The organism is Microbacterium sp. SMR1 (assembly GCF_003289625.1).
In the GTDB taxonomy this organism is placed as follows: Bacteria; Actinomycetota; Actinomycetes; order Actinomycetales; family Microbacteriaceae; genus Microbacterium; species Microbacterium plantarum.
Genome location: NZ_QMBN01000001.1, coordinates 163,616 through 185,905, shown reverse-complemented (window position 1 = coordinate 185,905; position 22,290 = coordinate 163,616). Strand labels below are relative to the sequence as shown.

Annotated in this window: 25 protein-coding genes; 4 read left to right on the top strand and 21 right to left on the bottom strand. The window is 70.4% G+C overall.

The features are described from left to right. Positions 1-10 precede the first annotated feature (10 nt). The 6 genes from DO944_RS00900 to infC form a co-directional block, all read right to left on the bottom strand. Positions 11-922 (bottom strand): glutamate ABC transporter substrate-binding protein, encoded by a 912-nt coding sequence (locus DO944_RS00900; protein ID WP_112613803.1) that lies wholly within the window; start codon positions 920-922, stop codon positions 11-13. Positions 923-978: 56 nt separating this feature from the next. After that, positions 979-1,770, bottom strand: coding sequence for an amino acid ABC transporter ATP-binding protein (locus DO944_RS00895; RefSeq protein WP_112613801.1), 792 nt, complete (start codon positions 1,768-1,770; stop codon positions 979-981). A gap of 113 nt (positions 1,771-1,883) precedes the next feature. Beyond that, positions 1,884-2,681 (bottom strand): RNA methyltransferase, encoded by a 798-nt coding sequence (locus DO944_RS00890; protein ID WP_112613799.1) that lies wholly within the window; start codon positions 2,679-2,681, stop codon positions 1,884-1,886. Between the two features lie 78 nt (positions 2,682-2,759). Next, positions 2,760-3,140 carry a 50S ribosomal protein L20 gene (gene rplT, locus DO944_RS00885; protein ID WP_023951735.1) on the bottom strand — a complete coding sequence of 127 codons (381 nt, stop codon included), beginning with the start codon at positions 3,138-3,140 and terminating at the stop codon, positions 2,760-2,762. 32 nt (positions 3,141-3,172) lie between these two features. Next, entirely contained in the window at positions 3,173-3,367 is a 195-nt protein-coding gene (gene rpmI / locus DO944_RS00880) for a 50S ribosomal protein L35 (RefSeq protein ID WP_005048908.1), read from the bottom strand. A 44-nt stretch (positions 3,368-3,411) separates the two neighbouring features. Beyond that, positions 3,412-4,071, bottom strand: coding sequence for a translation initiation factor IF-3 (gene infC, locus DO944_RS00875; protein ID WP_240309666.1), 660 nt, complete (start codon positions 4,069-4,071; stop codon positions 3,412-3,414). 227 nt (positions 4,072-4,298) lie between these two features. Here infC and DO944_RS00870 point away from each other — a divergent pair, with 227 nt between their 5' ends. Further along, the gene (locus DO944_RS00870; protein WP_023951737.1) at positions 4,299-4,703 is read left to right on the top strand and encodes a DUF1844 domain-containing protein; all 405 of its coding nucleotides are present in this window, start codon (positions 4,299-4,301) and stop codon (positions 4,701-4,703) included. A gap of 42 nt (positions 4,704-4,745) precedes the next feature. Here the strand turns inward: DO944_RS00870 and DO944_RS00865 are convergent, their stop codons facing one another. From DO944_RS00865 to DO944_RS00840, 6 genes are all read right to left on the bottom strand, one after another. Then, the gene (locus tag DO944_RS00865; RefSeq protein WP_112613797.1) at positions 4,746-5,528 is read right to left on the bottom strand and encodes an SseB family protein; all 783 of its coding nucleotides are present in this window, start codon (positions 5,526-5,528) and stop codon (positions 4,746-4,748) included. Beyond that, complete coding sequence (gene priA / locus DO944_RS00860; protein ID WP_112613795.1) at positions 5,512-6,258, bottom strand: bifunctional 1-(5-phosphoribosyl)-5-((5-phosphoribosylamino)methylideneamino)imidazole-4-carboxamide isomerase/phosphoribosylanthranilate isomerase PriA; 747 nt, start codon at positions 6,256-6,258, stop codon at positions 5,512-5,514. Before priA ends, DO944_RS00865 begins: the two co-directional genes overlap by 17 nt. 58 nt (positions 6,259-6,316) lie before the next feature. Continuing rightward, complete coding sequence (gene hisH / locus DO944_RS00855; protein WP_112613793.1) at positions 6,317-6,979, bottom strand: imidazole glycerol phosphate synthase subunit HisH; 663 nt, start codon at positions 6,977-6,979, stop codon at positions 6,317-6,319. Then, a complete protein-coding gene (gene hisB, locus DO944_RS00850) occupies positions 6,976-7,581 on the bottom strand; it encodes an imidazoleglycerol-phosphate dehydratase HisB (protein ID WP_112613791.1) in 606 nt (201 codons plus the stop codon). Before hisB ends, hisH begins: the two co-directional genes overlap by 4 nt. Beyond that, positions 7,578-8,663 (bottom strand): histidinol-phosphate transaminase, encoded by a 1,086-nt coding sequence (locus DO944_RS00845; protein ID WP_112613789.1) that lies wholly within the window; start codon positions 8,661-8,663, stop codon positions 7,578-7,580. Before DO944_RS00845 ends, hisB begins: the two co-directional genes overlap by 4 nt. Positions 8,664-8,734: 71 nt before the next feature. Further along, positions 8,735-9,094: a LysM peptidoglycan-binding domain-containing protein gene (locus DO944_RS00840; protein ID WP_112613787.1), complete on the bottom strand. Its 360-nt coding sequence runs from the start codon at positions 9,092-9,094 to the stop codon at positions 8,735-8,737. Positions 9,095-9,350: 256 nt separating this feature from the next. On the opposite strand from DO944_RS00840, the gene lexA reads away from it, so the two are divergent. Further along, entirely contained in the window at positions 9,351-10,016 is a 666-nt protein-coding gene (gene lexA, locus DO944_RS00835) for a transcriptional repressor LexA (RefSeq protein WP_112613785.1), read from the top strand. A gap of 101 nt (positions 10,017-10,117) precedes the next feature. Further along, the gene (locus tag DO944_RS00830) at positions 10,118-12,046 is read left to right on the top strand and encodes a prolyl oligopeptidase family serine peptidase (protein ID WP_112613783.1); all 1,929 of its coding nucleotides are present in this window, start codon (positions 10,118-10,120) and stop codon (positions 12,044-12,046) included. Between the two features lie 119 nt (positions 12,047-12,165). On the opposite strand, the gene hflX is transcribed toward DO944_RS00830, so the two are convergent. Then, positions 12,166-13,494, bottom strand: a complete 1,329-nt coding sequence (gene hflX / locus DO944_RS00825) for a GTPase HflX (protein WP_378718968.1) — start codon at positions 13,492-13,494, stop codon at positions 12,166-12,168. Positions 13,495-13,768: 274 nt separating this feature from the next. On the opposite strand from hflX, the gene DO944_RS00820 reads away from it, so the two are divergent. Further along, the gene (locus DO944_RS00820) at positions 13,769-14,410 is read left to right on the top strand and encodes a class I SAM-dependent methyltransferase (RefSeq protein WP_112613779.1); all 642 of its coding nucleotides are present in this window, start codon (positions 13,769-13,771) and stop codon (positions 14,408-14,410) included. Between the two features lie 36 nt (positions 14,411-14,446). Here the strand turns inward: DO944_RS00820 and dapF are convergent, their stop codons facing one another. The 8 genes from dapF to DO944_RS00780 all read right to left on the bottom strand — a co-directional run bounded on the left by dapF (position 14,447) and on the right by DO944_RS00780 (position 22,224). Further along, entirely contained in the window at positions 14,447-15,316 is an 870-nt protein-coding gene (gene dapF, locus DO944_RS00815; RefSeq protein WP_112613777.1) for a diaminopimelate epimerase, read from the bottom strand. A 9-nt stretch (positions 15,317-15,325) separates the two neighbouring features. After that, positions 15,326-15,784, bottom strand: a complete 459-nt coding sequence (locus DO944_RS00810) for a GNAT family acetyltransferase (RefSeq protein ID WP_112613775.1) — start codon at positions 15,782-15,784, stop codon at positions 15,326-15,328. Continuing rightward, positions 15,781-16,785: a tRNA (adenosine(37)-N6)-dimethylallyltransferase MiaA gene (miaA, locus tag DO944_RS00805; protein WP_112613773.1), complete on the bottom strand. Its 1,005-nt coding sequence runs from the start codon at positions 16,783-16,785 to the stop codon at positions 15,781-15,783. The genes DO944_RS00810 and miaA overlap by 4 nt, the downstream gene beginning before the upstream one ends. After that, positions 16,782-18,332 carry a tRNA (N6-isopentenyl adenosine(37)-C2)-methylthiotransferase MiaB gene (gene miaB, locus DO944_RS00800; RefSeq protein ID WP_112613771.1) on the bottom strand — a complete coding sequence of 517 codons (1,551 nt, stop codon included), beginning with the start codon at positions 18,330-18,332 and terminating at the stop codon, positions 16,782-16,784. Before miaB ends, miaA begins: the two co-directional genes overlap by 4 nt. Before the next feature lie 74 nt (positions 18,333-18,406). Further along, positions 18,407-20,149, bottom strand: coding sequence for a choice-of-anchor G family protein (locus DO944_RS00795; protein ID WP_146751984.1), 1,743 nt, complete (start codon positions 20,147-20,149; stop codon positions 18,407-18,409). Then, the gene (locus tag DO944_RS00790; RefSeq protein ID WP_112613767.1) at positions 20,146-20,907 is read right to left on the bottom strand and encodes a hypothetical protein; all 762 of its coding nucleotides are present in this window, start codon (positions 20,905-20,907) and stop codon (positions 20,146-20,148) included. The genes DO944_RS00795 and DO944_RS00790 overlap by 4 nt, the downstream gene beginning before the upstream one ends. 16 nt (positions 20,908-20,923) lie before the next feature. Continuing rightward, complete coding sequence (locus DO944_RS00785) at positions 20,924-21,529, bottom strand: signal peptidase I (protein WP_112613765.1); 606 nt, start codon at positions 21,527-21,529, stop codon at positions 20,924-20,926. 5 nt (positions 21,530-21,534) lie between these two features. Continuing rightward, positions 21,535-22,224: a SipW-dependent-type signal peptide-containing protein gene (locus DO944_RS00780; RefSeq protein WP_112613763.1), complete on the bottom strand. Its 690-nt coding sequence runs from the start codon at positions 22,222-22,224 to the stop codon at positions 21,535-21,537. Positions 22,225-22,290: the final 66 nt, after the last annotated feature.

Below are 22,290 nucleotides of genomic sequence, written 5' to 3'. Positions count from 1 at the left end.
TCAGTGCGACTCAGTACGCGTCGACCGCGGGCTGCTCGACCGTGATCCCGGACTGACCGAGGTTCTTGTCGAAGATGCCCTGCCACACGTCGCCGCCGTCGGTGAGCAGCTCGTTGATGTGCGCGCGGAACGCGTCGTCGCCCTTGCGCAGGCCGACGCCGTACTTCTCCTCGCTGAAGGGCTCGCCGACGACCTTGATCTCGTCGGGGTACTGCGCCGCGTAGCCGATCAGGATCGCCTGGTCGGTCGTGACGGCGTCGACGGTGCCGTTGATGAGGGCGTCGACGCAGGCCGAGTAGAGGTCGAACTCCTCGGTGGGAACCTCGGGGTAGTTCGTCTTGATGTTCTGGATGGGCGTCGAACCGGTCGCCGAGCACACGCGCGTGTTCTCGTTCAGGTCGTCCTCGCTCGCGATGTCGCTGTCCGCGGCGACGAGCAGGCCCTGGCCCGTGATGAAGTACGGACCGGCGAAGTCGATCTGCTGCTTGCGCGCGTCGGTGATCGAGTAGGTGCCGACGTAGTAGTCGACGTCGCCGTTCACGATGGCCTGCTCACGGTTGGCCGACGCGATCGCCTTGAACTCGATCTTGTCCTCGTCGTAGCCGAGAGATGCCGCGATCCAGCGTGCGATGTCGACGTCGAAGCCGCTGCGCTCGTTGGTCGTCGCGTCGAGGAAGCCGAGACCGGGCTGGTCCTCCTTGACACCGACGATCACCTTGTCACGCGACTGGATCGCGTCGAACGTCGGGCTGCCCTCGAGCGAGACGTCGGAGGCGACCTCCCACAGGGCTTCGTTGCTGTCGCCGCCGTCACCGCCGGCGGCGCCGCCGGGCGAGGTGGGCGAGCCGCTGTTGCAGCCGGTCAGAGCGATCGCAGCGATGGCGACACCGGCGAAGGCGCCGGTGATTCGTGTCTTGCGCATGTGGTCCTCCTGGTTGGGGCTTCCGCGCCCGGTGCAGAGCGCGGAGGTCGGTGGTCTCAGTGGGTGATGAGCTTGGAGAGGAAGTCCTTGGCACGGTCGCTCCGGGGCGACGTGAAGAACTGCTCGGGAACGGCCTCTTCGACGATCTGGCCGTCGGCCATGAAGACGACGCGGTCGGCGGCCTTGCGGGCGAAGCCCATCTCGTGCGTGACGACGATCATCGTCATGCCGTCCTGCGCAAGGCCGACCATGACGTCGAGCACCTCGTTGATCATCTCGGGGTCGAGCGCGCTCGTGGGCTCGTCGAAGAGCATCACCTTCGGCTTCATCGCCAGCGCGCGGGCGATCGCGACGCGCTGCTGCTGCCCGCCCGACAGCTGCGCCGGCAGCTTGTCGGCCTGGTGTCCCACGCCGACTCGGTCGAGCAGCTCACGGGCGAGCTTCTCGGCCTCGGCCTTCTTCATGCCCTTGACCTTGATCGGACCGAGCGTGACGTTCTCGAGGATCGTCAGGTGGGCGAAGAGGTTGAACGACTGGAAGACCATCCCGACGTCGGCGCGGAGCGCCGCGAGAGCCTTGCCCTCGGACGGCAGCTTCTCGCCGTCGATCGTGATCGTGCCCTCGCTGATGGTCTCGAGGCGGTTGATCGTGCGGCAGAGGGTCGACTTACCCGAGCCCGAGGGACCGATGACGACAACGACCTCGCCGCGGTTGACGGTCAGGTCGATGTCCTTCAGAGCCTGGAACGAGCCGTAGTGCTTCTGCACGCCCTCGATCACCACGAGCGGGTCGCCGCGGCGCACCGAGATGTTCGACGTCGGGGGCGCCGGGTTTTCGGGAGTCGTCATAAGAGATCACATTAAGAGCACTCCCCCGCCTCGAACCCCGAGGAACGCACCGAGTCACCGATCTGTAACAGAATCGGAATACACGGCGCATCCGGCTGGCGCCGTCGACGGGGTCAGCCGGCGCGCTGGGCGAAGGCGGTCTCGTACAGGCAGACGCTCGCGGCGGTCGCCAGGTTGAGCGACTCGGCGGCGCCGTAGATCGGCAGCCGCAGCGCGAGGTCGGCCTGAGCCAGGGCCTCGTCGGCCAGGCCGCGTGCCTCGTTGCCGAACAGCCACGCCGTGGGCTCCGCGAGCGTCGCACGGTGGTCGAGGAACTCCTCGCCCTTGACGTCCGCGGCGACGACTCGCAGTCCCGCCTCGTGCGCCCGCGCCACGGCGGCGTCGAGCTCGACACCGAGCACGATCGGCAGGTGGAACAGCGACCCGGTGGTCGAGCGCACCACCTTGGGGTTGTAGGGATCGACGGTGCGACCCGTCAAGACGATGGCATCCGCACCGGCGGCATCCGCGGCTCGGATGATGGTGCCGAGGTTGCCGGGGTCGCGCACCTCTTCGCAGATCGCGACGAGGCGGGGACCGGCGGCGAAGATGTCACGCAGCGACGACGGCGACTGACGCGCGACGGCGACGATGCCCTGGGGCGTGACGGTGTCGGCCATCGCCTCGAGCACGGCCTCGCTCGCCGAGACGACGGCGACGCCGGCCTTCTCGGCGTTCGCAGCCAGTTCGGGATGCCGCTCGATCGCGCCAGGTGTCGCGAAGACCTCGACCAGGGTGTCGGGGCGGTACGCGAGCGCCTCGCGCGCGGCCTGCGGACCCTCGAGCAGGAACAGACCGGTCTCCTGACGCGCGCTGCGCTTGGTCAGCTTGGCGACGGCGCGAACGCGGGGCGAGCGGGGGTTCTCGAGCACGTTTTCAGCATACGGCGAAGGGGCGCCCTCCTCTCGGAGGACGCCCCTTCGTGCGGTGCGTGGAACGCGAAGACCCGATCAGGCCTTGGGAGCGTTGACGTCGGCGGGCAGCGCGCCCTTGGCCGTCGCCACGAGCGACGCGAAGACGGCGGGCTCGTTCACGGCGAGCTCGGCGAGCATACGACGGTCGACCTGCACACCCGCGAGGCCGAGGCCCTGGATGAAGCGGTTGTACGTGATGCCGTTCTGACGGGCAGCGGCGTTGATGCGCTGGATCCACAGACGGCGGAAGTCGCCCTTGCGCTTGCGACGGTCGCGGTACGCGTAGACGAGCGAGTGGGTGACCTGCTCCTTCGCCTTGCGGTACAGGCGCGAACGCTGTCCGCGGTAACCGGAGGCGCGCTCGAGGATGACGCGACGCTTCTTGTGGGCGTTTACTGCCCGCTTGACTCTAGCCATTTCGTTTGTTTCCTATTCGTGCGCAGCAGCGCTCAGATGCCGAGGAGCTTCTTGGCGACCTTCGCGTCGCCGGGAGCCAGGATCTTGTCGGCCGACAGGCGGCGCGTGCGCTTGGTGGGCTTGCCTTCGAAGTTGTGGCGGAGGTTCGCCTGCTGCTTCTTGATCTTTCCGCTGCCGGTGACCTTGAAGCGCTTCTTGGCACCCGAGTGGGTCTTCTGCTTCGGCATGTCTCTTCCTTCGTTGTGTTTCCCGCGAGGCGGGAGTCTGGGGGCTACTCCGCCGAGGCGGGAGCGGCGTCTTCGGTCGCGGGTGCGTCGCCGGAGCGGGCCTGGCGTGCTGCCTCCTTGTTGGCGGCACGCTGGGCGTTCTGCTCGGTCTTCACCTCGGACTTGTTCTTGTGCGGCGCGATGACCATCACCATGTTGCGGCCGTCGATCGTCGGGTTCGACTCGACGGTGCCGAGCTCGGCGACATCCTCGGCGAACTTGCGGAGCAGGCGCACACCCTGCTCGGGACGCGACTGCTCGCGACCGCGGAACAGGATCATCGCCTTCACCTTGTCGCCCGCCTGGAGGAAGCCCTCGGCGCGCTTGAGCTTGGTGATGTAGTCGTGCGCCTCGATCTTCAGGCGGAAGCGGACCTCCTTGAGGACCGTGTTGGCCTGGTTGCGGCGCGTTTCCTTGGCCTTCTGAGCCGCTTCGTACTTGAACTTGCCGTAGTCCATGATCTTGACCACGGGCGGCTTCGAGTTCGGGGCGACCTCGACGAGGTCGAGTTCGGCCTCCTGCGCCAGACGCAGGGCGACCTCGATACGGACGACGCCGACCTGCTCTCCAGCGGGGCCGACGAGGCGAACCTCGGGGACGCGGATGCGGTCGTTGGTGCGGGGATCGCTGATGTGCGGAACTCCTGTTCGTGCGGTGGTGGCCACCGGGACGCGAGGACGCGACCCGGGCGGAAGAGCATCGCATCCACCCCGCACGACGCGCGTGCGTCGGCATTCGTGTTCCGCACCCTGGCTACCCCGGCCGCGGTGAGACGGACGGAGCGGAGTGCATGACCCGGTAGCCTGGAACGGCAAGCGCGGGTGGGATGTGATCCTCTTTCGATCCGGAGTAGAACACTCCGGTGCCCGCACAGTCTAGCAGAGAGCGACACGTGGACACGAACCCCGCCGACAACAGCACTTTCACCGACGACGAGGCTCGTCGCCAGCGGTGGGAGGAGCAGGAGCGCGCGGCCTCGGCCGCGACCCGCGACATCGCCGACGTGCCGGCGGTCGAGGTCATCACCACCGCCGCCGTGCACCTCATGAGCGCCGCCGCCGTCAAGGTCGGGCTCGCCGACGACCCGGCCACCCAGCTCGACCTCGACGAGGCCCGCAAGCTCATCAACGCCCTCGCCGGGCTCATCACCGCCGGCGCTCCCGAGATCAGCGACATGCACGCGCGATCGCTGCGCGACGGCCTGCGCTCGCTGCAGCTCGCCTTCCGCGAGGCGTCGACGATCCCCGACCCGATCGGCAAGGGCCCCGGCGAGAAGTTCACCGGTCCCGTCAACTGACGAGCTCCCGGGCTCGAGCAGGGCTCGGGCCCGGGACCTCCGTCAGGAAGCGCGCACCAGCTTGACCGTCAGCGAGTCGACGAGCACCGCGATGCGGTCGTCGGCGGCCCACCGCGACGCCAGCCGCGACAGCACCGCGTCGAGCTCGGCGGCATCCAGCCCATCGATGAGATGAAGCCGGACGATCAGCTCGGGGCCGCGCATCCGGGCGTCGGGATCACCCGCTGCAACCGACAGGTCGAGCACCGCGAGCTCTCCCCCGATGCTGGCCTGGAGAGCGGTGAAGACCTCGGGCGAGGCGGGCGCCGGTTCCCAGGGCAGTCCCTGTCCGATCGCCCACACGGCGGGGCGTCGCAGCACGAACTCGGTCTCGGAGCCCGGGTCGATCACGATCAGGTCGGTGTCATCGGACGCCGCCGCCATCGCCGTGCGCACCCCGTCGGCCGGAACCGGACGCGCGACGGCATCCCACCGCGCGAGTGCGGCCACCGACGTGAAGACCGGCAGAACGCGCCGACCGTCAGGAGCCGCGACCGTGACGATCGACAGCTCCTGGGTCTTGTCGACGCGCAGCCCTGTCGGCCCGACCCCTTCGTCGCCCTTCTCGGGCACGAGCGGGATCAGCAGCCGCGCCGCCCGATACGCCTCGACGACCGCGACGGCGTCACCGGTCCCCGCGCGGAAGGCTTCGAGCGCCGCGAGCAGCGCGGGATCGGCCGAGCCGTCGTCACCGGCGTGAGGGTTCGACTCGAAGCTGCGCCCCTCCCAGGGAACGCCCGCCGAGTCGGCGGCGTGGCCGCAGCCGTCGTCAGTCTCCGGCGACATCCAGCGCCTCGGCCAGCGTGAACGCGCCGGCGTAGAGAGCCTTGCCGACGATCGCACCCTCGACGCCCAGCGGCACGAGCTCGCGCAGCGCGGCGATGTCGTCGAGGCTCGAGATACCGCCCGATGCGACCACGGGCTTGGGTGTGCGCGAGGTGATCTCGCGCAGCAGCTCGAGGTTCGGGCCCTGGAGCGTGCCGTCCTTCGTCACGTCGGTGACGACGTATCGGCTGCAGCCGGCGTCTTCGAGACGCTCGAGGACGTCCCACAGGTCGCCGCCGTCGCGCGTCCAGCCCCGGGCGGCGAGCGTCGTGCCGCGGACATCGAGTCCGACCGCGATCGCGTCGCCGTAGCGGCCGATGACATCGGCGGCCCACTCGGGGTTCTCGAGCGCGGCAGTGCCCAGGTTGATGCGCGTCGCACCGCTCTCGAGCGCGGCCTCGAGCGTCGCATCGTCGCGGATGCCGCCCGACAGCTCGATCTGCACACCCTTGACCTGCTTGATGACCTTGCGGAGCACGGCGGTGTTGTTGCCCCGGCCGAAGGCCGCGTCGAGGTCGACGAGATGGATCCACTGCGCACCCTGCTTGGCCCAGGCGAGCGCCGCGTCGACGGGGTCGCCGTAGGTCGTCTCGCTGCCGGCCTCGCCCTGGGTCAGGCGCACGGCCTTCCCGTCGGCGACGTCGACGGCGGGCAGGAGGATCAGTTCGGGGGTGGACGCGAAGTCGTTCATCACATTCCAGGGGTGGGTCGGGATGCACGCTCGTCCACGCGAGCGCACCAGAGGGAGACTAGTGGCGCGGCAGGGCGCCGATCCAATTGGCGAGGAGACGGATGCCGGCGGCCCCCGACTTCTCGGGGTGGAACTGCGTCGCCGAGAGCGGCCCGTTCTCGACGGCCGCGAGGAAGGGCGCGCCGTAGTCGCACCAGGTCAGCACGGGCTCGGCGAAGGGCTTCATGACCTCGAGGCTCCAGTCCTGGGCGCCGTACGAGTGCACGAAGTAGAAGCGCTCGTCCTCCAGACCGTCGAACAGCGTCGACCCTGCGCCCGCGCGCACGGTGTTCCACCCCATGTGGGGCAGCACCGGGGCCTGCAGCTCGGTGACGGTGCCCGGCCACTGCCCGAGGCCCTCGGTGTCATCGCCGCGCTCGACGCCGTTGCCGAACATGATCTGCATGCCGACGCAGATGCCCAGCACCGGGCGCCCCCCGGCCAGGCGCCGCTCGATGATCTCGTCGCCGCGGCTCTCGCGCAGGGCGGCCATGACCGCACTGAACGCACCGACCCCGGGAACCAGAAGACCGTCCGCATCGCGGATGAGACCACGATCGGACGTCAGTCGGGCGTCCGCACCCGCGGCGGAGAGTGCCTTGACGGCCGAGTGGATGTTGCCCGAGCCGTAATCGAGGACGGCGACGAGCGGCGCGCGTCCGGTCGTGTCACCCTCGGTCATAGGGCGCCCTTCGTGCTGGGGACGCCGTGCACGAGCGGATCGAGCGCCTTGGCCTGCCGGAAGGCACGGGCGAAGGCCTTGTACTCCGCCTCGGCGATGTGGTGCGGGTCGCGTCCGCCGAGCACGCGGACGTGCATCGTCAGGCCCGCGTTGAACGCGATCGCCTCGAACGTGTGCCGCACGAGCGACCCCGTGAAGTGCCCGCCGATGAGGTGGTACTCGTATCCCTCGGGCTCTCCCGTGTGCACGAGGTAGGGACGCCCGGAGATGTCGACGACAGCCTGCGCGAGCGCCTCGTCGAGGGGCACGAGCGCATCGCCGTAGCGGGAGATGCCCGACTTGTCGCCCAGCGCAGAGCGCAGCGCCTGCCCGAGCACGATCGCGACATCCTCGACCGTGTGGTGCGCGTCGATGTGCGTGTCGCCCGTCGCGCGCACAGTCAGGTCGGTGAGGGAGTGCTTCGCGAACGCCGTCAGCAGATGATCGAAGAACGGCACGGTCGTCTCGATCGTGCTGATCCCGGTCCCGTCGAGGTCGAGCTCGAGTTCGACACTCGACTCGCTCGTGGCACGACGGATGCTGGCCGTTCGGGGGCTGGTCATGCCTCCGAGTCTATCGACGCCAGTGCTTCGAGGAACGCGGTCGTCTCGTCTTCCGTACCGGCACTGACGCGCAGGCTGTGCGGGATGCCGACGTCGCGGACGAGGATGCCGCGATCGTAGAGCGCCTGCCAGGTGGCGCGCGGGTCGTCGACCCCGTCGAACAGGACGAAGTTCGTCCAGCTCTCGTAGGCGTGGTACCCGAGGGCATCGAGCGTCGCCGACATCCGATCGCGCTGCGCGACGATCTCGTCCACCATCCGGAGCATCGTCGACGAGTGCGACAGCGCGGCTGTCGCGGCCGCCTGCGTGAGGGCGCTGAGGTGGTACGGCAGGCGGACGAGACGCAGAGCGTCGATGAGGGTCGCGTCGGCGGCGAGATAGCCGACGCGCGCACCGGCGAAGGCGAACGCCTTGCTCATCGTGCGCGAGACGACCAGGCGCTCCCGCTCGCCGAGCAGCGTCAGCGCGGAGGGGCTCTCGCGCGGCGCGAACTCCTGATAGGCCTCGTCGACGATCACGATTCCGTCGGTGGCGTCGTACACCGCCTCGATGACGTCGAGACCGAGCGGCGTGCCGGTCGGGTTGTTGGGCGCGCAGAGGAAGACGACGTCGGGGCGCAGTTCGGAGACTTGCGCCGCGGCGGAGGCCGGGTCGAGCGTGAAGTCGGGGCCGCGCGTGCCCGCGACGTACTGCGCGCCGGTGGCTCGCGTCAGCAGCGGGTACATCGAGTACGTGGGGCCGAAGCCCATGGCGGTGCGCCCCGGGCCGCCGAAGGCCTGGAGCAGGTGCTGCAGCACCTCGTTCGATCCGTTCGCGGCCCAGATGCGATCGGGGGTGAGGCCGTGACCGAGGTACTCGGCGAAGGACTCGCGGAGGTGCGTGAACTCGCGGTCGGGATAGCGGTTGACGTCGCGCAGGGCACGGGCGACGGCATCCAGGATGTCGTCTGCGACCTCTTCGGGAACGGGATGCGTGTTCTCGTTGACGTTCAGCGCGACCGGAAGCGGCGCCTGCGGGGCACCGTACGGGGTGAGGCCTCGCAGATCGTCTCTGAGGGGCAGATCATCCAGACTCGGGCTCATCCCACCCATGCTAGGGCGCGTCCGAGTCCGGCGTGGCCGCACCCCAGCTTCTGCGCCGAAGACGGCGGGCTTCAGCTCGCGGCGTCGTACTCGGCGGGGATGGCGAGTGTCTGGCCGGCCTCGAGCTGACCAGAGCCGAGGGCGTTCAGCCGGATGATGGCGTCGACGACGTCACGGGGGTCGGCGGCCGGCGCCACCTCTTCAGCGATCGACCAGAGCGATTCGCCCGACATGACGGTCACCGTCGTGAACGACCCCTCGGGCGCGCCCGCCTCGTTGGAGGCGAGTGCTCCCCCGCCGGAGAGCACGGCAGCGGTGACGGCGACGACGGCGGGAAGTGCGGCGATCGCTGCGATGACGCGGCGTCCGCGGCGCGTCAGGCGCAGACGGGTGCGGGGGGCCGGTGCGAAGCGGGCATCGATCGTGGTCATGACATCTCCTCGGGAGCGGTAGGAAGATTCGCTCCCGCCTCTCGGCCGGGAGAGGCGGGAGCGAACTTCGGTTCCGAACGTATCTTCGATATTGTGTGGTGTCAACCACCCACCGAAATCGGAGACCGATCGAAGAGACACGCGGAGCGTTCCGTGATGTCGCTGTCGGATCGGGCTACCTTTTCGACAGCGAGAGCCCACCACGAACCTCCGACATCGGGTCGGGGACGGGGCGCGACGACAGGAGACCGGCGGTATGAGCGAGAAGCCGCAGACGCGACGACGCAAGAATCTGAGCGATAAGCAGCTCGCGATCCTCGAGGTGATCCAGCACGCGATCGCCCGCAACGGCTACCCGCCGAGCATGCGGGAGATCGGCGACGCCGTCGGCCTCAAGTCGCTGTCGAGCGTCACTCACCAGCTGAACCAGCTCGAGCTGAGCGGATACCTCCGCCGCGACCCCGGCAAGACCCGCGCGATGGAGGTCCTCATCGACCTCCCCGGCACGGCCGGCGAGAACCCCGCCGACGCCGCGCCCGCCCTCGGCGACGCCGCCCTCGTGCCGCTCGTGGGCCGCATCGCGGCGGGCGTCCCGATCACCGCCGACCAGCAGGTCGAGGAGATCTTCCCCCTGCCGCGTCAGCTCGTCGGCAAGGGCGAGCTGTTCATGCTCAAGGTCGTCGGCGACTCCATGATCGACGCCGCCATCTGCGACGGCGACTGGGTCGTCGTGCGGGCACAGGCGACCGCCGACAACGGCGAGATCGTCGCGGCCATGCTCGACGGCGAGGCCACCGTCAAGACGCTCCGTCAGCGCGACGGCCACACCTGGCTCCTCCCCCGCAACTCGGCGTTCGAGCCGATCCTCGGCGATGATGCCACCATCCTCGGCAAGGTCGTCGCCGTCCTGCGCACGGTCTGACCTCGCCGCACCGACGGAACTGCGGGAGGGGATGCCGCGGCTCGGCGGCATCCTCTCCCGTCGTCCGGCACGACCCGGATCCGCTCGCGTAGCGTGGCGGTATGTCGCAGCAGCAACTCCCGTACGGTTCTTGGCCCTCCCCCCTGACCGCCTCGTGGGCCAGCGCGTCCTCGTTGCGCCTCGACGGCGCGCGCTTCGTCGGGGATGAGATCTGGTGGGGCGAATCCCTTCCCGATGAGGCCGGACGCGTCGCCGTCATGCGCCGCCGCCGCGACGATTCTGTGGAGGTCGTCCTCCCCGCGCCCGGGAACGCGCGATCGCGTGTGCACGAGTATGGCGGCGGCGCCTGGACGGCGTCCGACGACGGCGAGCTGTTCTTCGTCGACAAGTCGGACCAGCGCATTCGACGCCTCCGCCCGGGCGGCGAGCCCGAGGCGCTCACCCCAGAGGAGAGCGGCACCCACTACGGCGGTCTCCGCTGGCAGCACGGCGCGCTCCTCGCGGTGCGCGAGCGCGAGCGCCCGGGGCGCACTCCCGAACGACACATCGTGCGGATCGACGGCGCGAGCAGCGATGAGAACGCCGCGAGCGGCGACGAAGCGGGAGTGACGGAGCTCGCCGGGGGCAGCGACTTCGTGGCTCAGCCTGCACTGTCACCCGACGGATCACAGCTCGCGTGGGTGGCGTGGGATCACCCGGACATGCCCTGGGACCGCACCCGCATCCGTGTCATCGAGCTCGACGCCCCGGATCGTGTCCGCGAGGTGGCCGGCGGCAGCACGGCCGCGCTGCAGCCGGAATGGACATCGGACGGCCAGCTATTGCTGCTCGACGAGCCGACGGGGCGCTGGAACCTCCATCGCGTCGACCCCGCGACCGGCGCGGCACCCGTCGCGGTCTCCCCCGCCGACGCCGACACGGGTGGTGGCCTGTGGGTCCTCGGCACCCGGTGGTACGTGCCGCTCGACGACGGCCGCGTCGTGGCCGTCCGCACGCACGGCTCGGACCAGCTCGTGATCATCGACCGCGACGGCGGCGCGATCCCGCTCCCCTTCCCCGCCACCGCTCGACTGCAGATCGAGGACGTCCGCGGCAGCCGCGCCCTCGTGAGCGGCGCCATGCCCGGGGCGAGCGGGCTCTGGCTGGTCGATCTCGACAGCGGCGAGACGACAGCGGTGCGCGGCGGTACCCCCGATATCGACGAGGCATGGATCCCCCATGCCCGCCAGATCACCACCGAGGGTCCCCACGGCCCGGTGCACGCCTTCGCCTATCCGCCGACGAACCCCGATGTCACGGCGCCGACCGACGAGCTGCCGCCGTACCTCGTCTGGGTGCACGGCGGGCCGACGTCGCACGTGGGCGGCACCGCCGACGCCAAGGCGGCCTACTTCACCAGCCGAGGCATCGGTGTGCTCGACGTGAACTACGGCGGGTCGACCGGGTACGGCCGGTCGTACCGTGAACGGCTGAACGGCCAGTGGGGCGTCGTCGACGTCGATGACGTCGCGGCGGCGGCACGCGGCCTCGCCGCCGACGGACTCGCCGATGCGTCACGGCTCGCGATCGAGGGCGGGTCGGCCGGTGGCTGGACCGTGTTGGCGGCGCTCGTCGGCACGGACGTGTTCGGCGCGGGCGTCTCTCGCTACGGCGTCGGCGATGCCCGCGCCCTCGCGGCGGAGACCCACGACTTCGAGGCGCGCTACCTCGACGGCCTGATCGGTCCCCTCCCTGAAGCGGAGCACGTGTACATCGAGCGGTCGCCGCTGAGCCATGCCGAGGGTTTCCGCGTGCCGCTGCTGCTTCTCCAGGGCGACGAGGACGCGGTCGTGCCGCCGGCGCAGGCCGAGGCCATCCGCGACGCGCTGGTCGCGCAGGGCGTGCCCCACGCGTATGTCCTGTACGCGGGCGAGGGGCACGGGTTCCGACGGACCGAGACGATCGTGAACGCTTTGGAGAGCGAGCTGGCGTTCCTCGGTCAGGTTTTCGGTTTCGACACACCCGGCGTCGCGCCGATCGAGCTCGACTGAGCCCGGCGACCGCCCGGCGCTGATACGCCTGTCAGGCCGGCGGTGCTGGTGAGGCCTTCCGCATCCGCGGAGGGCTCACCAGCACCGCCGAGCCTGCAGGCGTATCGCCGACCGCGGGCTCAGACGGCGTAGGGCGCGAGCTCAGCCGCGAGACGCTCGGAGACGTGCGCGTGCACGGCCGTGCCGTCCTCCTCGTGCGAGGTGGCGACGATGTGGCCGCTCTCGTGCACGGCCGAGATCAGGTCGCCACGGTCGTACGGCACGAGAGCGCGCACCTCCACCGCCGGCAGCGGCAGCGCATCCTCGATCGCGGCGCGCAGCTCGTCGATGCCCTCACCCGTGCGCGACGACACGAAGTGGGCCGTCGGCTCGAGCCCGCGCAGCAGCAGCCGCGCATCGTCGTCGACGAGGTCGGCCTTGTTGAAGACGACGAGCTCGCGGGTGGCGCGAGCGCCCACGTCGCCCATCACGTCGCGGACGGTCGCGAGCTGCGCAGCGGGGTCGGGATGCGAGCCGTCGACGACGTGGACGATGACGTCCGCGCCCGAGACCTCCTCGAGCGTGGACCGGAACGCCTCGACGAGCTGGTGCGGGAGATTGCGGACGAAGCCGACGGTGTCGGTGAGCGTGAACACGCGCCCGTCGGCGGCCTCGGCCCGACGCACCGTGGCATCCAGCGTCGCGAACAGAGCGTTCTCGACCAGGACACCCGCGCTCGTCAGCCGATTCAGCAGACTCGACTTGCCGGCGTTGGTGTAACCGGCGATCGCCACCGAGGGGATCGTGTTGCGCCGACGCTCGGCGCGCTTGGCCTCGCGCGACGGCGCGAACTCGCGGATCTGCTTGCGCAGCTGCGCCATGCGGGTGCGGATGCGGCGCCGGTCGAGCTCGATCTTCGTCTCACCGGGACCGCGCGAGCCCATGCCCGCACCGCCCGCGCCGACCTGGCCACCGGCCTGGCGGCTCATCGACTCGCCCCACCCGCGCAGACGCGGCAGGAGATACTCGAGCTGCGCGAGCTCGACCTGGGCCTTGCCCTCACGGCTCTTGGCGTGCTGGCTGAAGATGTCGAGGATGACCGTGGTGCGGTCGATGACCTTGACCTTCGCGACATCCTCCAGGGCGCGCCGCTGGCTCGGCGCCAATTCGGTGTCGGCGATCACGGTGTCGGCACCGACGGCGGCGACGAGGTCGCGCAGCTCGGCTGCCTTGCCGCGTCCGATGTAGGTGGCGGGGTCCGGATGCGGCCGCCGCTGCAGAACGCCGTCGAGCACGACCGCACCGGCGGTCTCGGCCAGGGCCGCGAGCTCGCGCAGCGAGTTCTCCGCGTCCTCGTGCGACCCCTGGGGATACACGCCGACGAGCACGACGTTCTCGAGTCGCAGCTGTCGGTACTCGACTTCGGTGACGTCCTCGAGCTCTGTGGACAGGCCGGGGACACGGCGCAGGGCCGCGCGCTCCTCGCGATCCCACTGGTCGCCGTCGGTGTCTCCGTACGACACCGTCGACTCATCCTGCAGCGCCTGCGCGCCGCCGAAGACACGGATCGACGAGCGCGTCTCCGCGCTCGCGAGCACGCGATCGATCGGGTCCACCGCGATGTCGCCGTCGCCGTCGGGGGTGGTGATATGCGTCATAACTCTCTTCCCGGGATGCCCGTGCCCGGGCATCCGTGAATTCTAGTCTCCCGCCGGTACGTCCGGCTCCGATACGCTCGGATGCATGGGGAGCGATCATTACTTCAGCGCGTCCCCGTCCAGCGAACAGAACCTCCGCCGTATCCGCGTGACCCTCGCGGGTCACGCCGTCGAGGTCACGACCGCGGGCGGGGTGTTCAGCCCTGACCACGTGGATTCGGGTACAGGGGTTCTTCTGGCCAATACTCCGCCGGCACCGTCCGGTGGGGATTTCCTCGACCTCGGCTGCGGCTGGGGGCCGATCTCGCTGTCGCTGGCTCTGGAGTCGCCTCACGCCACGGTGTGGGCCGTCGATGTCAACGAACGGGCTCTCGACCTGGTGCGACGCAACGCCGCTGATCTGGGACTCGATAACGTCAACGCCGTCCTGCCCGACGATGTTCCCGACGACGTCGTATTCCGGACCATCCGCTCCAACCCGCCGATCCGCGTGGGCAAGAACGAGCTCCACGGGATGCTGCAGCGCTGGATACCCCGTCTGGCCGAACGCAGCGACGCGTGGCTCGTCGTGCAGCGCAACCTCGGTTCGGATTCCCTCCAGCGCTGGCTCGCCGCGACGTTCGACGACGGCTATGGCGTCTCGCGAGCCGCGACCGGACGCGGATTCCGCGTGCTTCGGGTGCGCCGGCACGGCACTCCCCCGACGGGCGCGATCGAACTGCCCTGACCGGCGGCCGGACGTCCGGATGCCGCGGCGCTCGGATCAGTCGGCGAGGGTGACCTGCCCCGAGAAGACCAGCGTCGCGGGGCCCGAGAGCAGCACGTGCTCGCCATCGGCCTGCCGCACGATGCGCACGCCCAGCGTTCCGCCCGGCACGTCGACGGTCCAGCGGTCGGGTGCCGCAGCCCCGGCCCAGTGACGCACGGCCAGAGCGGATGCCGCGACCCCGGTGCCGCACGACAGGGTCTCTCCCACGCCGCGCTCGTAGACGCGCATCCGGATGGCCCCGACACCGTTCTGAACGAGCGGCTCGGCCGGAACGACGAACTCGACGTTCGCGCCGGCGGACGGACGAGGCTCGAGGGTGGGCTGCACCGTCAGGTCGAGGCCCTCGAGCTCATCCTCCCCGGCGAGCGCCACGACGACGTGGGGGTTGCCGACGTCGATCCCCTGCCCGGGGCGGGCGACGCCGAGCCCGCGTGCGCGGACGAGAACGTCGCCGTCTTCGGCCCGCCAGGTTCCGAGGTCGACCTCGAAGCCGTTGTCGACCCGGGTGATCGTCTTCACTCCGGCACGCGTGCCGATGCGGAGGCCGGCATCGATCGAGGCGAGGCCGGCGTCGGCGAGGTAGCGCGCGAAGACCCGCGTTCCGTTGCCGCACATCTCGGCCTTCGAGCCGTCGGCGTTGCGGTAGTCCATGAACCACTCGGCGCCGGCGGCAGCGGCATCCGCCCCCTCGGGGATCGCGGCCGAGCGGACGACCCGCAGCAGCCCGTCGGCGCCGATGCCGACATGGCGGTCGCAGAGCGCCGCGATCTGCGCGTCGCTCAGGTCGAGGTCGCCGTCCGGGTCGGCCAGGATCACGAAGTCGTTGCCGGTGCCGTGCCCCTTGGTGAACGCGAGAGTCGCCATGAGCCCAGCTTAGGCGGGGCCGCCCGGGCCATCGACGACGAGGCGCTTGCCCGCGGACCACACGGTGAACGGCTCGTAGCCGAGCTCGTCGTAGAAGCCGCGCACCGCCTCGTTCTCAGACCGCACCATGAGCTGCACCTTCGGGCACCCCATGGCCTCGAGCCGGCGCTCGGACTCGGTGACGAGCATGCGCCCGATGCCGAGCCCGCGGTGAGACCGAGCCGAGGCGAGGTAGTAGAGCCAGCCTCGGTGTCCGTCGTAACCGGCCATCACGGTGCCGACGACGGCTTCCGCCGTCCCGTCGACAGGCTGATCGACGGCCACGAGGAAGAGTTCGGGCTGCACGGTGAGTTTCCGCCTGATGTCGGCACGCGGGTCGTTCCAGGGACGGGTGAGACCGGCCTCGTGCCAGAGCCGGATGACGGCTTCTTCATCGGCGAGCGCGAATGCGCGCACGGTGATGCTCACTGTTCCTCCCGTTCCGACCGGGGCGCTGCCTCGCCCGGTCCGGCCACCGCCCCGATGAGGGACGCCGCGTCGACCTCGCGGGCGTCGACCCACCGCACGTTGTCATAGCGCTTGAACCACGAGACCTGCCGGCGCGCGTAACGCCGCGTGAGGGCCTGCGTCTCGGCGATGGCCTCGTCCTCGCTCAGGTCGCCGCGCAGCTGCGCGAGTGCCTGCGCGTAGCCGATCGCCCGGCCCGCCGTCACACCGCGTTCGAGGCCCTGCCGTCGCAGCGCCTCGACCTCGTCGAGCAGCCCGGCAGCCCACATCCGTTCCACGCGCACGTCGAGCAACGGGACGAGCTCGTCGCGCGGTACCGCCGTGCCGATGATCCGCGTCCGCGGCATCCAGAGCACCGGCGCCTCGGGCAGGGCTCCGCCATGCGTCCGTCCACCCGATGCCAGCACCTCGAGCGCGCGCACGATGCGGCGGCCGTTCCGCGGGTCGATGCGATCGGCCGCCTCCGGGTCGGCCGCGCGCAGGCGCGCGAACAGATGTCCGGCACCGTGTCGCTCGAGTTCGTCCTCGAGAATCGCGCGCAGCCCCTCGTGGCGCGGCGGGAAGCGGAAGTCGAACAGGACGCTCGACGCATACAGCCCGGAACCGCCGACGAGGATCGCGTCGGCTCCGCGGCCGTGGATCGCCGCGATCGTGTGGCGCGCGACTTCCTGGTACCACGCGACCGCGGCCTCCTCGGTGACGGCGAGCGCATCGAACAGGTGGTGCGGGATGCCGCGGCGCTCGGTCTCGGGGAGCTTCGCCGTCCCGATGTCCATGCCGCGGTACAGCTGCATCGCGTCGACGTTGACGACCTCGGCCGGGCGGCCGCGTGCGGCGAGCGCTGCGGCGAGGTCGAGGGAGAGACCCGTCTTGCCGGTGCCCGTCGCCCCGACGACGGCCCACAGGATCGGCGCTCCGGCGGCCTCGCTGCCGCCGGCGCCCGGGCCCGAAGCTGTCGTCACACTCCGACGCGCAGGGACGGCAGTCCCAGCGAGACGGAGCGCGGACCGCCATCCGACGAGGCCGGAGCCGGCACACCGCACGACTCGGCCAGCGAGCGGTCCCACGCGTCGCCGGCGCGGGTACGGCGGACGCGCAGAGGCGAGCCGTCCGTGCTGTCGGCCAGCAGGTGGAAGGGGGCTGCGTGCGTCACCGTCACCGTCACGACATCCCCCGGTCGCGGGGTATCGGAGCCCTCCGGCACCTCGAAGTGCACGAGGCGGTTGTCTTCTGCGCGCCCCGTGAGCCGGTGCGTCTCGGCGCCCTTCTTGCCTTCGGCCGACGAGACCAGCACCCGGACCTCACGGCCGAGCTGCTTCTGGTTCTCCTCGAGCGCGATGCGGTCCTGCAGCGCGACAAGGCGCTCGTAGCGCTCCTGCACGACGGCCTTGGGCACCTGGTCGGGCATCGTCGCGGCGGGTGTGCCCTCGCGGATCGAGTACTGGAAGGTGAATGCGCTCGCGAACCGGGACTGCTCCACCACCCGCAGGGTGTCTTCGAAATCGGCGTCGGTCTCGCCGGGGAACCCGACGATGATGTCGGTCGAGATCGCCGCGTGCGGGATGCGCTCGCGCACGCGGTCGAGGATCCCCAGGAATCTCGAGCTGCGGTACGACCGGCGCATCGCCTTCAGGATGCTGTCGGAGCCCGATTGCAGCGGCATGTGCAGCTGCGGCATGACCGCCGGCGTCTCGGCCATGGCGTCGATGACGTCGTCGGTGAACGCCGCCGGATGCGGACTCGTGAAACGGATGCGCTCGAGGCCGGGGATCTCCCCCGCTGCGCGCAGGAGCTTGCCGAACGCCTGTCGGTCGCCGAACTCGACACCGTAGCTGTTCACGTTCTGGCCGAGGAGGGTGACCTCGATCGCCCCGTCGTCGACCAGCAGACGGATCTCGTTCAGGATGTCGCCGGGACGGCGGTCCTTCTCCTTGCCGCGCAGGTGCGGCACGATGCAGAACGTGCACGTGTTGTTGCATCCGACCGAGATCGACACCCAGCCGCTGTAGACCGAGTCGCGCTTCGTCGGGAGAGTCGAGGGGAACGTCTCGAGCGATTCGAGGATCTCGAGCTCGGCCTCGCCGTTGTGCCGCGCTCGCTCGAGCAGGCCCGGGAGGGCCCCCATGTTGTGCGTCCCGAAGACGACGTCGACCCACGGCGCCTTCTGCTGGACGGCCGCCTGGTCCATCTGCGCGAGGCATCCGCCGACGGCGATCTGCATACCGTCGTGCTTGTCTTTGCGCGACTTCAGGTGCCCGAGGGTGCCGTAGAGCTTGCCGGCCGCGTTGTCGCGCACCGCGCAGGTGTTGATGACGATGACGTCGGCCTCGGTGCCGGGATCAGCCGGGAGGTATCCGGCGCTCTCGAGCGAACCCGACAGGCGCTCGGAGTCGTGGACGTTCATCTGGCAGCCGAAGGTGCGCACCTCGTACGTGCGCGGGCGGCCGTCGGCGGTGCGCGCCGCGAGCGACGGCGCGATGAGGGTGGGTGCGCTCGAGGGAGTCGACATGATTCCCTCATTCTACGAGCGTGCTGGTGGGGTCGACCCGCGAAGGCCGACCCCACGATCGGTGATGGGCACCGTCAGGGCGCAGTGACCGGACCCGCCGACGCCGTGGCGAACGTCGTGGCCGCGATACCGCCGAGGCCGTCCGCCAGTCCGAGCCGCAGGGCAGCGACCTTGTACTCGGCGATCGACTCGCCCGACGCCGCCGTGAATGTCGCGTCCGGCGGCGCGTTCGGCTGATCGGGCTGGACATTGACCATCAGCGATACCACCGACGGCAGAGCGTCGACCACGGAACCGAGTGCCGTGATGACTGCGGTGACCGCCGTCGCGAGCGTGCCGCCGAGGGTCGTGAGCGCCCCGGTGATCGTGGTCGTCAGCGTGTTCGCCAGGGTCGAGACCAGGCCCGAACTCAGTCCCCCGACGGTCGTCAGAAGCTGCGTGACAGTAGGCAGGCCCAGCGCGCTGAGCAGGGTGTTGATCGGTCCGACCGCGCCGGCGGCCTCGGCATCGATCGTCAGCACCGCGGTGCCGTCCAACAGCGCTCCGAGCGGACCGACGAAGCCGATATCGGCGCTCAGGACGGTGAGCCCTGGCAGGATGCCGATCCCCGGCGCAGCCACGACGGCTTCGAGCGCGACCGTGACCGTCGCCTCACGGAGCTCCGCGGTGAGCGCAGCGACGATCTGCGACGACCAGTTGTCGAGCAGGACGCCGGCGCGATCCACGATCGGGTTCAGCACGGCGTCGTTGAGGACGATCTCCGTGTTCGGCGCAGCGTTGTTGAGGGAGGGCAGCAGGGCGTCGAGGTCGACGTCGGCCGAGCCCGCCTGCAGGTCGATCGTGACGACCCCGTCGGTGAGAGGCGTGGTCAGCAGCGTGGCGACCGACCCCAGGAGGTCGAGTCCGGTGATCGAAACGTTCCCACCGACCGTGGTGGTGAGGATGCCGGGCAGCCCGGCGTCGACCCCGGCGCCGATGGACGAGCCGATGAGCCCGCCCGGCCCGGTCAGCTGACCGACCACGCCGCCGAGCGTGTTCACGGCGGTGGTGGTCGTGCTCACGAGACTCTGGACGACCGGGGCGTCGAGCTGCAGTCCGAGCCCGGCGATGCCGTAGTCCCGCACGACGGCGCTCGCGGGCGCCGTCTCTCCCCACAGCTGATCGCGCAGCAGCGCGCACCCGTCGACCTGCGAGCTGGCCGCGACCGCGCCGACCTCGAGGTTGGCGTCGGCGATCCCGGTGACGGCCGGGAGGATGCCGCTCAGCCCGACGCGCGCACGTGCGGGCAGGGATGCCGGGGGCGTCGTGTCCGACACGAGCACGGCCCCGGAGTCGTTGACGAGCCCGGACGCACCTGCCACCGAACCGTCGGCGGTCACCCTCGCATACTGGTTCACGGCGCCCAGCGCCGCTCCCGGCAGACCGACGGTGAAGCCGGTCAGGTCGACGTTGATCGCGCTGAGAGCCGTCACGTCGAACGGGTTGGCGTAGACGTACGATTCCGGCGGTGACGAGCCGAGGTCGATCGCGTTGGACGGTGACACCGTGACGTCGCCCGCGCCGTCGAGGGCGAGGACCATCTGCTCGAGGTCGGCGAGGGGATCCAGGTCGAGCCCGAGGAGCGAACCGCTCAAGAAGCGGCCGGAGGCGACGGAGGCGAATCCTGTGCCGTCGGCGCAGTCGAGCGTGGAAGTGCCGACCTCTCCGTGTACCCACTCCGACGTGTTCCAGGCGGCCGTCGTCGCCGTGACCGTCATCGGGACACCGACGACGGCCACCGCCGCGATAGCCACTACGGATCGGGTTCGAGTCTTCATGCGCGGGCCTCCCGGCGGTGCAGGCGCAGGGCGAGCCCCGCGGCGAGGAATCCTCCGGCGAGCGCCAGAACGGCGGCCAGAGCGGACAGGTCGCCACCGGTCGGCGGAAGCCCGGGCAGACCAGAGCCGGGGGCCGGTGCCGCCGGGGGCTGCGGCTGCGGCGGGACGGTGTCGTCGATGGCGACAGCCGTCAACACAAGACCGACGTCACCGGTCAGCCCCATCAGGGTCGTGTCGGCGCGGGCTTCGTCGCTGTCCTCGACCCCGATCGTGACCAGAAGGCTCACCGGCTCCGCCGCAGCGAGGTCGGGCAGGTCGAAGGTCGGGCTGGAGAACCGGTAGTCGTCCGTAGGAGAGGCCACTGTCACGGGTGCGGCACCCGATGCGCAGACCGGCGCGTCGGGCAGTCCCGTCCACTCCTCGGCACAGGACTGCACCCCGATCTCGAGGCCCCGCGGGTGCGCGACGAGGTCGCCGTCTTTCCGCAGCTCGAGCGCGAGAGTCGCGGTCGACGCATCCTCCAGTCGTGCCTGCACCTGCCACGCGCGCGTCTCGCCAGGGCTCAAATCTCGGAACTCCGCGGGATAGGGGTCGGCGGCGAGCACGAGGCGTCCGGGGGTACCCGTCTCGGGCACCTCCACGAGGGCCGCGTTCGCGGCGCCCGCCAGCAGGACCGTGCCCGTCATCAGGAGCGCGACGGAGCCCGCGGCAGCCGAGACGACGGCGACGCGATGACCGTGCAACGATGCACGTTTCATGGGTGGTTCTCCTTATTCACATCTGGTGAGCGTCGGGGACGGCGCGCGTCGGCGTGGGCCAGAGAGCCCAGGCGATCGCCAGGGCGATGGCGACGCTGGCCACGATCATCACGGCCGGTGTCTGCGCCCACAGCACGATCGAGCCGAGCACCGGCACACTGACGAGCACACGAGGGGCCTCATCGATGACATAGGTCTGACTGTCGGCGAAGTCGTTGTCATCGCCCTGCAGCGTCAGCTCGCGTTCGCCCGGTGCCGTCGCGCCCTCGTCGATGGCGACGATCCGGTGCGTCACCGGCTGTCCGGTGTCGGGGCGCGGCACCGTGACGACGTCGCCGATGCGCAGGTCGGCGGCATCCGTCAGCTGTGAGATCGCGGCCGTTCCGACGGGCATGGCCGGCGACATCGAGCCGGTGACGAAGACGACGATCGAGAGGCCCCACAGCCAGGCGGCGAGAAGCCACGCGATCGTGACGATGCCGATCACGCCGATCAGCGTGATCACGACATCGCGGATCCGGCCGAGCCGGGGAGAACCGACGGGCTCGGCTCCCCCCGACTCGGCCATGTCGCCGCCGTCCCGTGCCGCCGCAGCGTCGTCGGTGGTGACGTGCGTCGGCATCGGGATCAGGACTCCGCCTGGAACTCCCACGCGGGAGCGACGGTCAGCCCCATGTAGTCATCGATCGTCGTGCCCGGTGCGAGCGTCAGGGGATCGGGAAGCGAGATCTCGAAGCAGTACACCTGGGTGCTGCCGGCTTCTGCGACGAGCGACTGGCTGGCGCTGCCGCCGGTCGTCGCGAGCGGGCCGTCGGCGATGAGGGTCGCCGTCGCTCCCGCGGCGAAGGCGGTCGCATCGCAGGTGAAGGCGACGCTGTCAGTGGCGACGCGCACGTTCAGAGCGTCGAAGAGCAGGCCCGCAGCGTCGTTCGTGGTGATCCCCGCGGCCGGCACCGCGGCCTGAAGCTCGACGTCACCGGCGATCGAGTCCGGTGCTGCGCGCAGCGCGACGGCCGCGTACACCGTGTCGCCCGGAGTCAGATCGAGGGCATCCGGCCCGAAGACGATCTCCCCGCCGGGGTTGTCGGGCTCGTTCACCCAGTCCCCCGCCGTGGTGAAGGGAGCGACGGTGTTCTGCTCGACCGAGAACGTCGACGTGCCGACGCCGGGTCCGCCTGCGCCGTTGCCGCCGAAGACCCATTCGGTGTCGGTCCAGGCAGCCAGTGTGGCGGTGACGCCCAGCCCCAGCGCTGCCCCGCCGGCGGCGATGGCGAAGACCTTGCGGCGGGTCGTCCCCCGTGTGGTCGCAGTGTTCATGTTCGGAGTTCCCCCTCGTGTCGCCCGGCCTCGTGTCAGCCGGATCCGGTGTGGTTCGAGGCGACG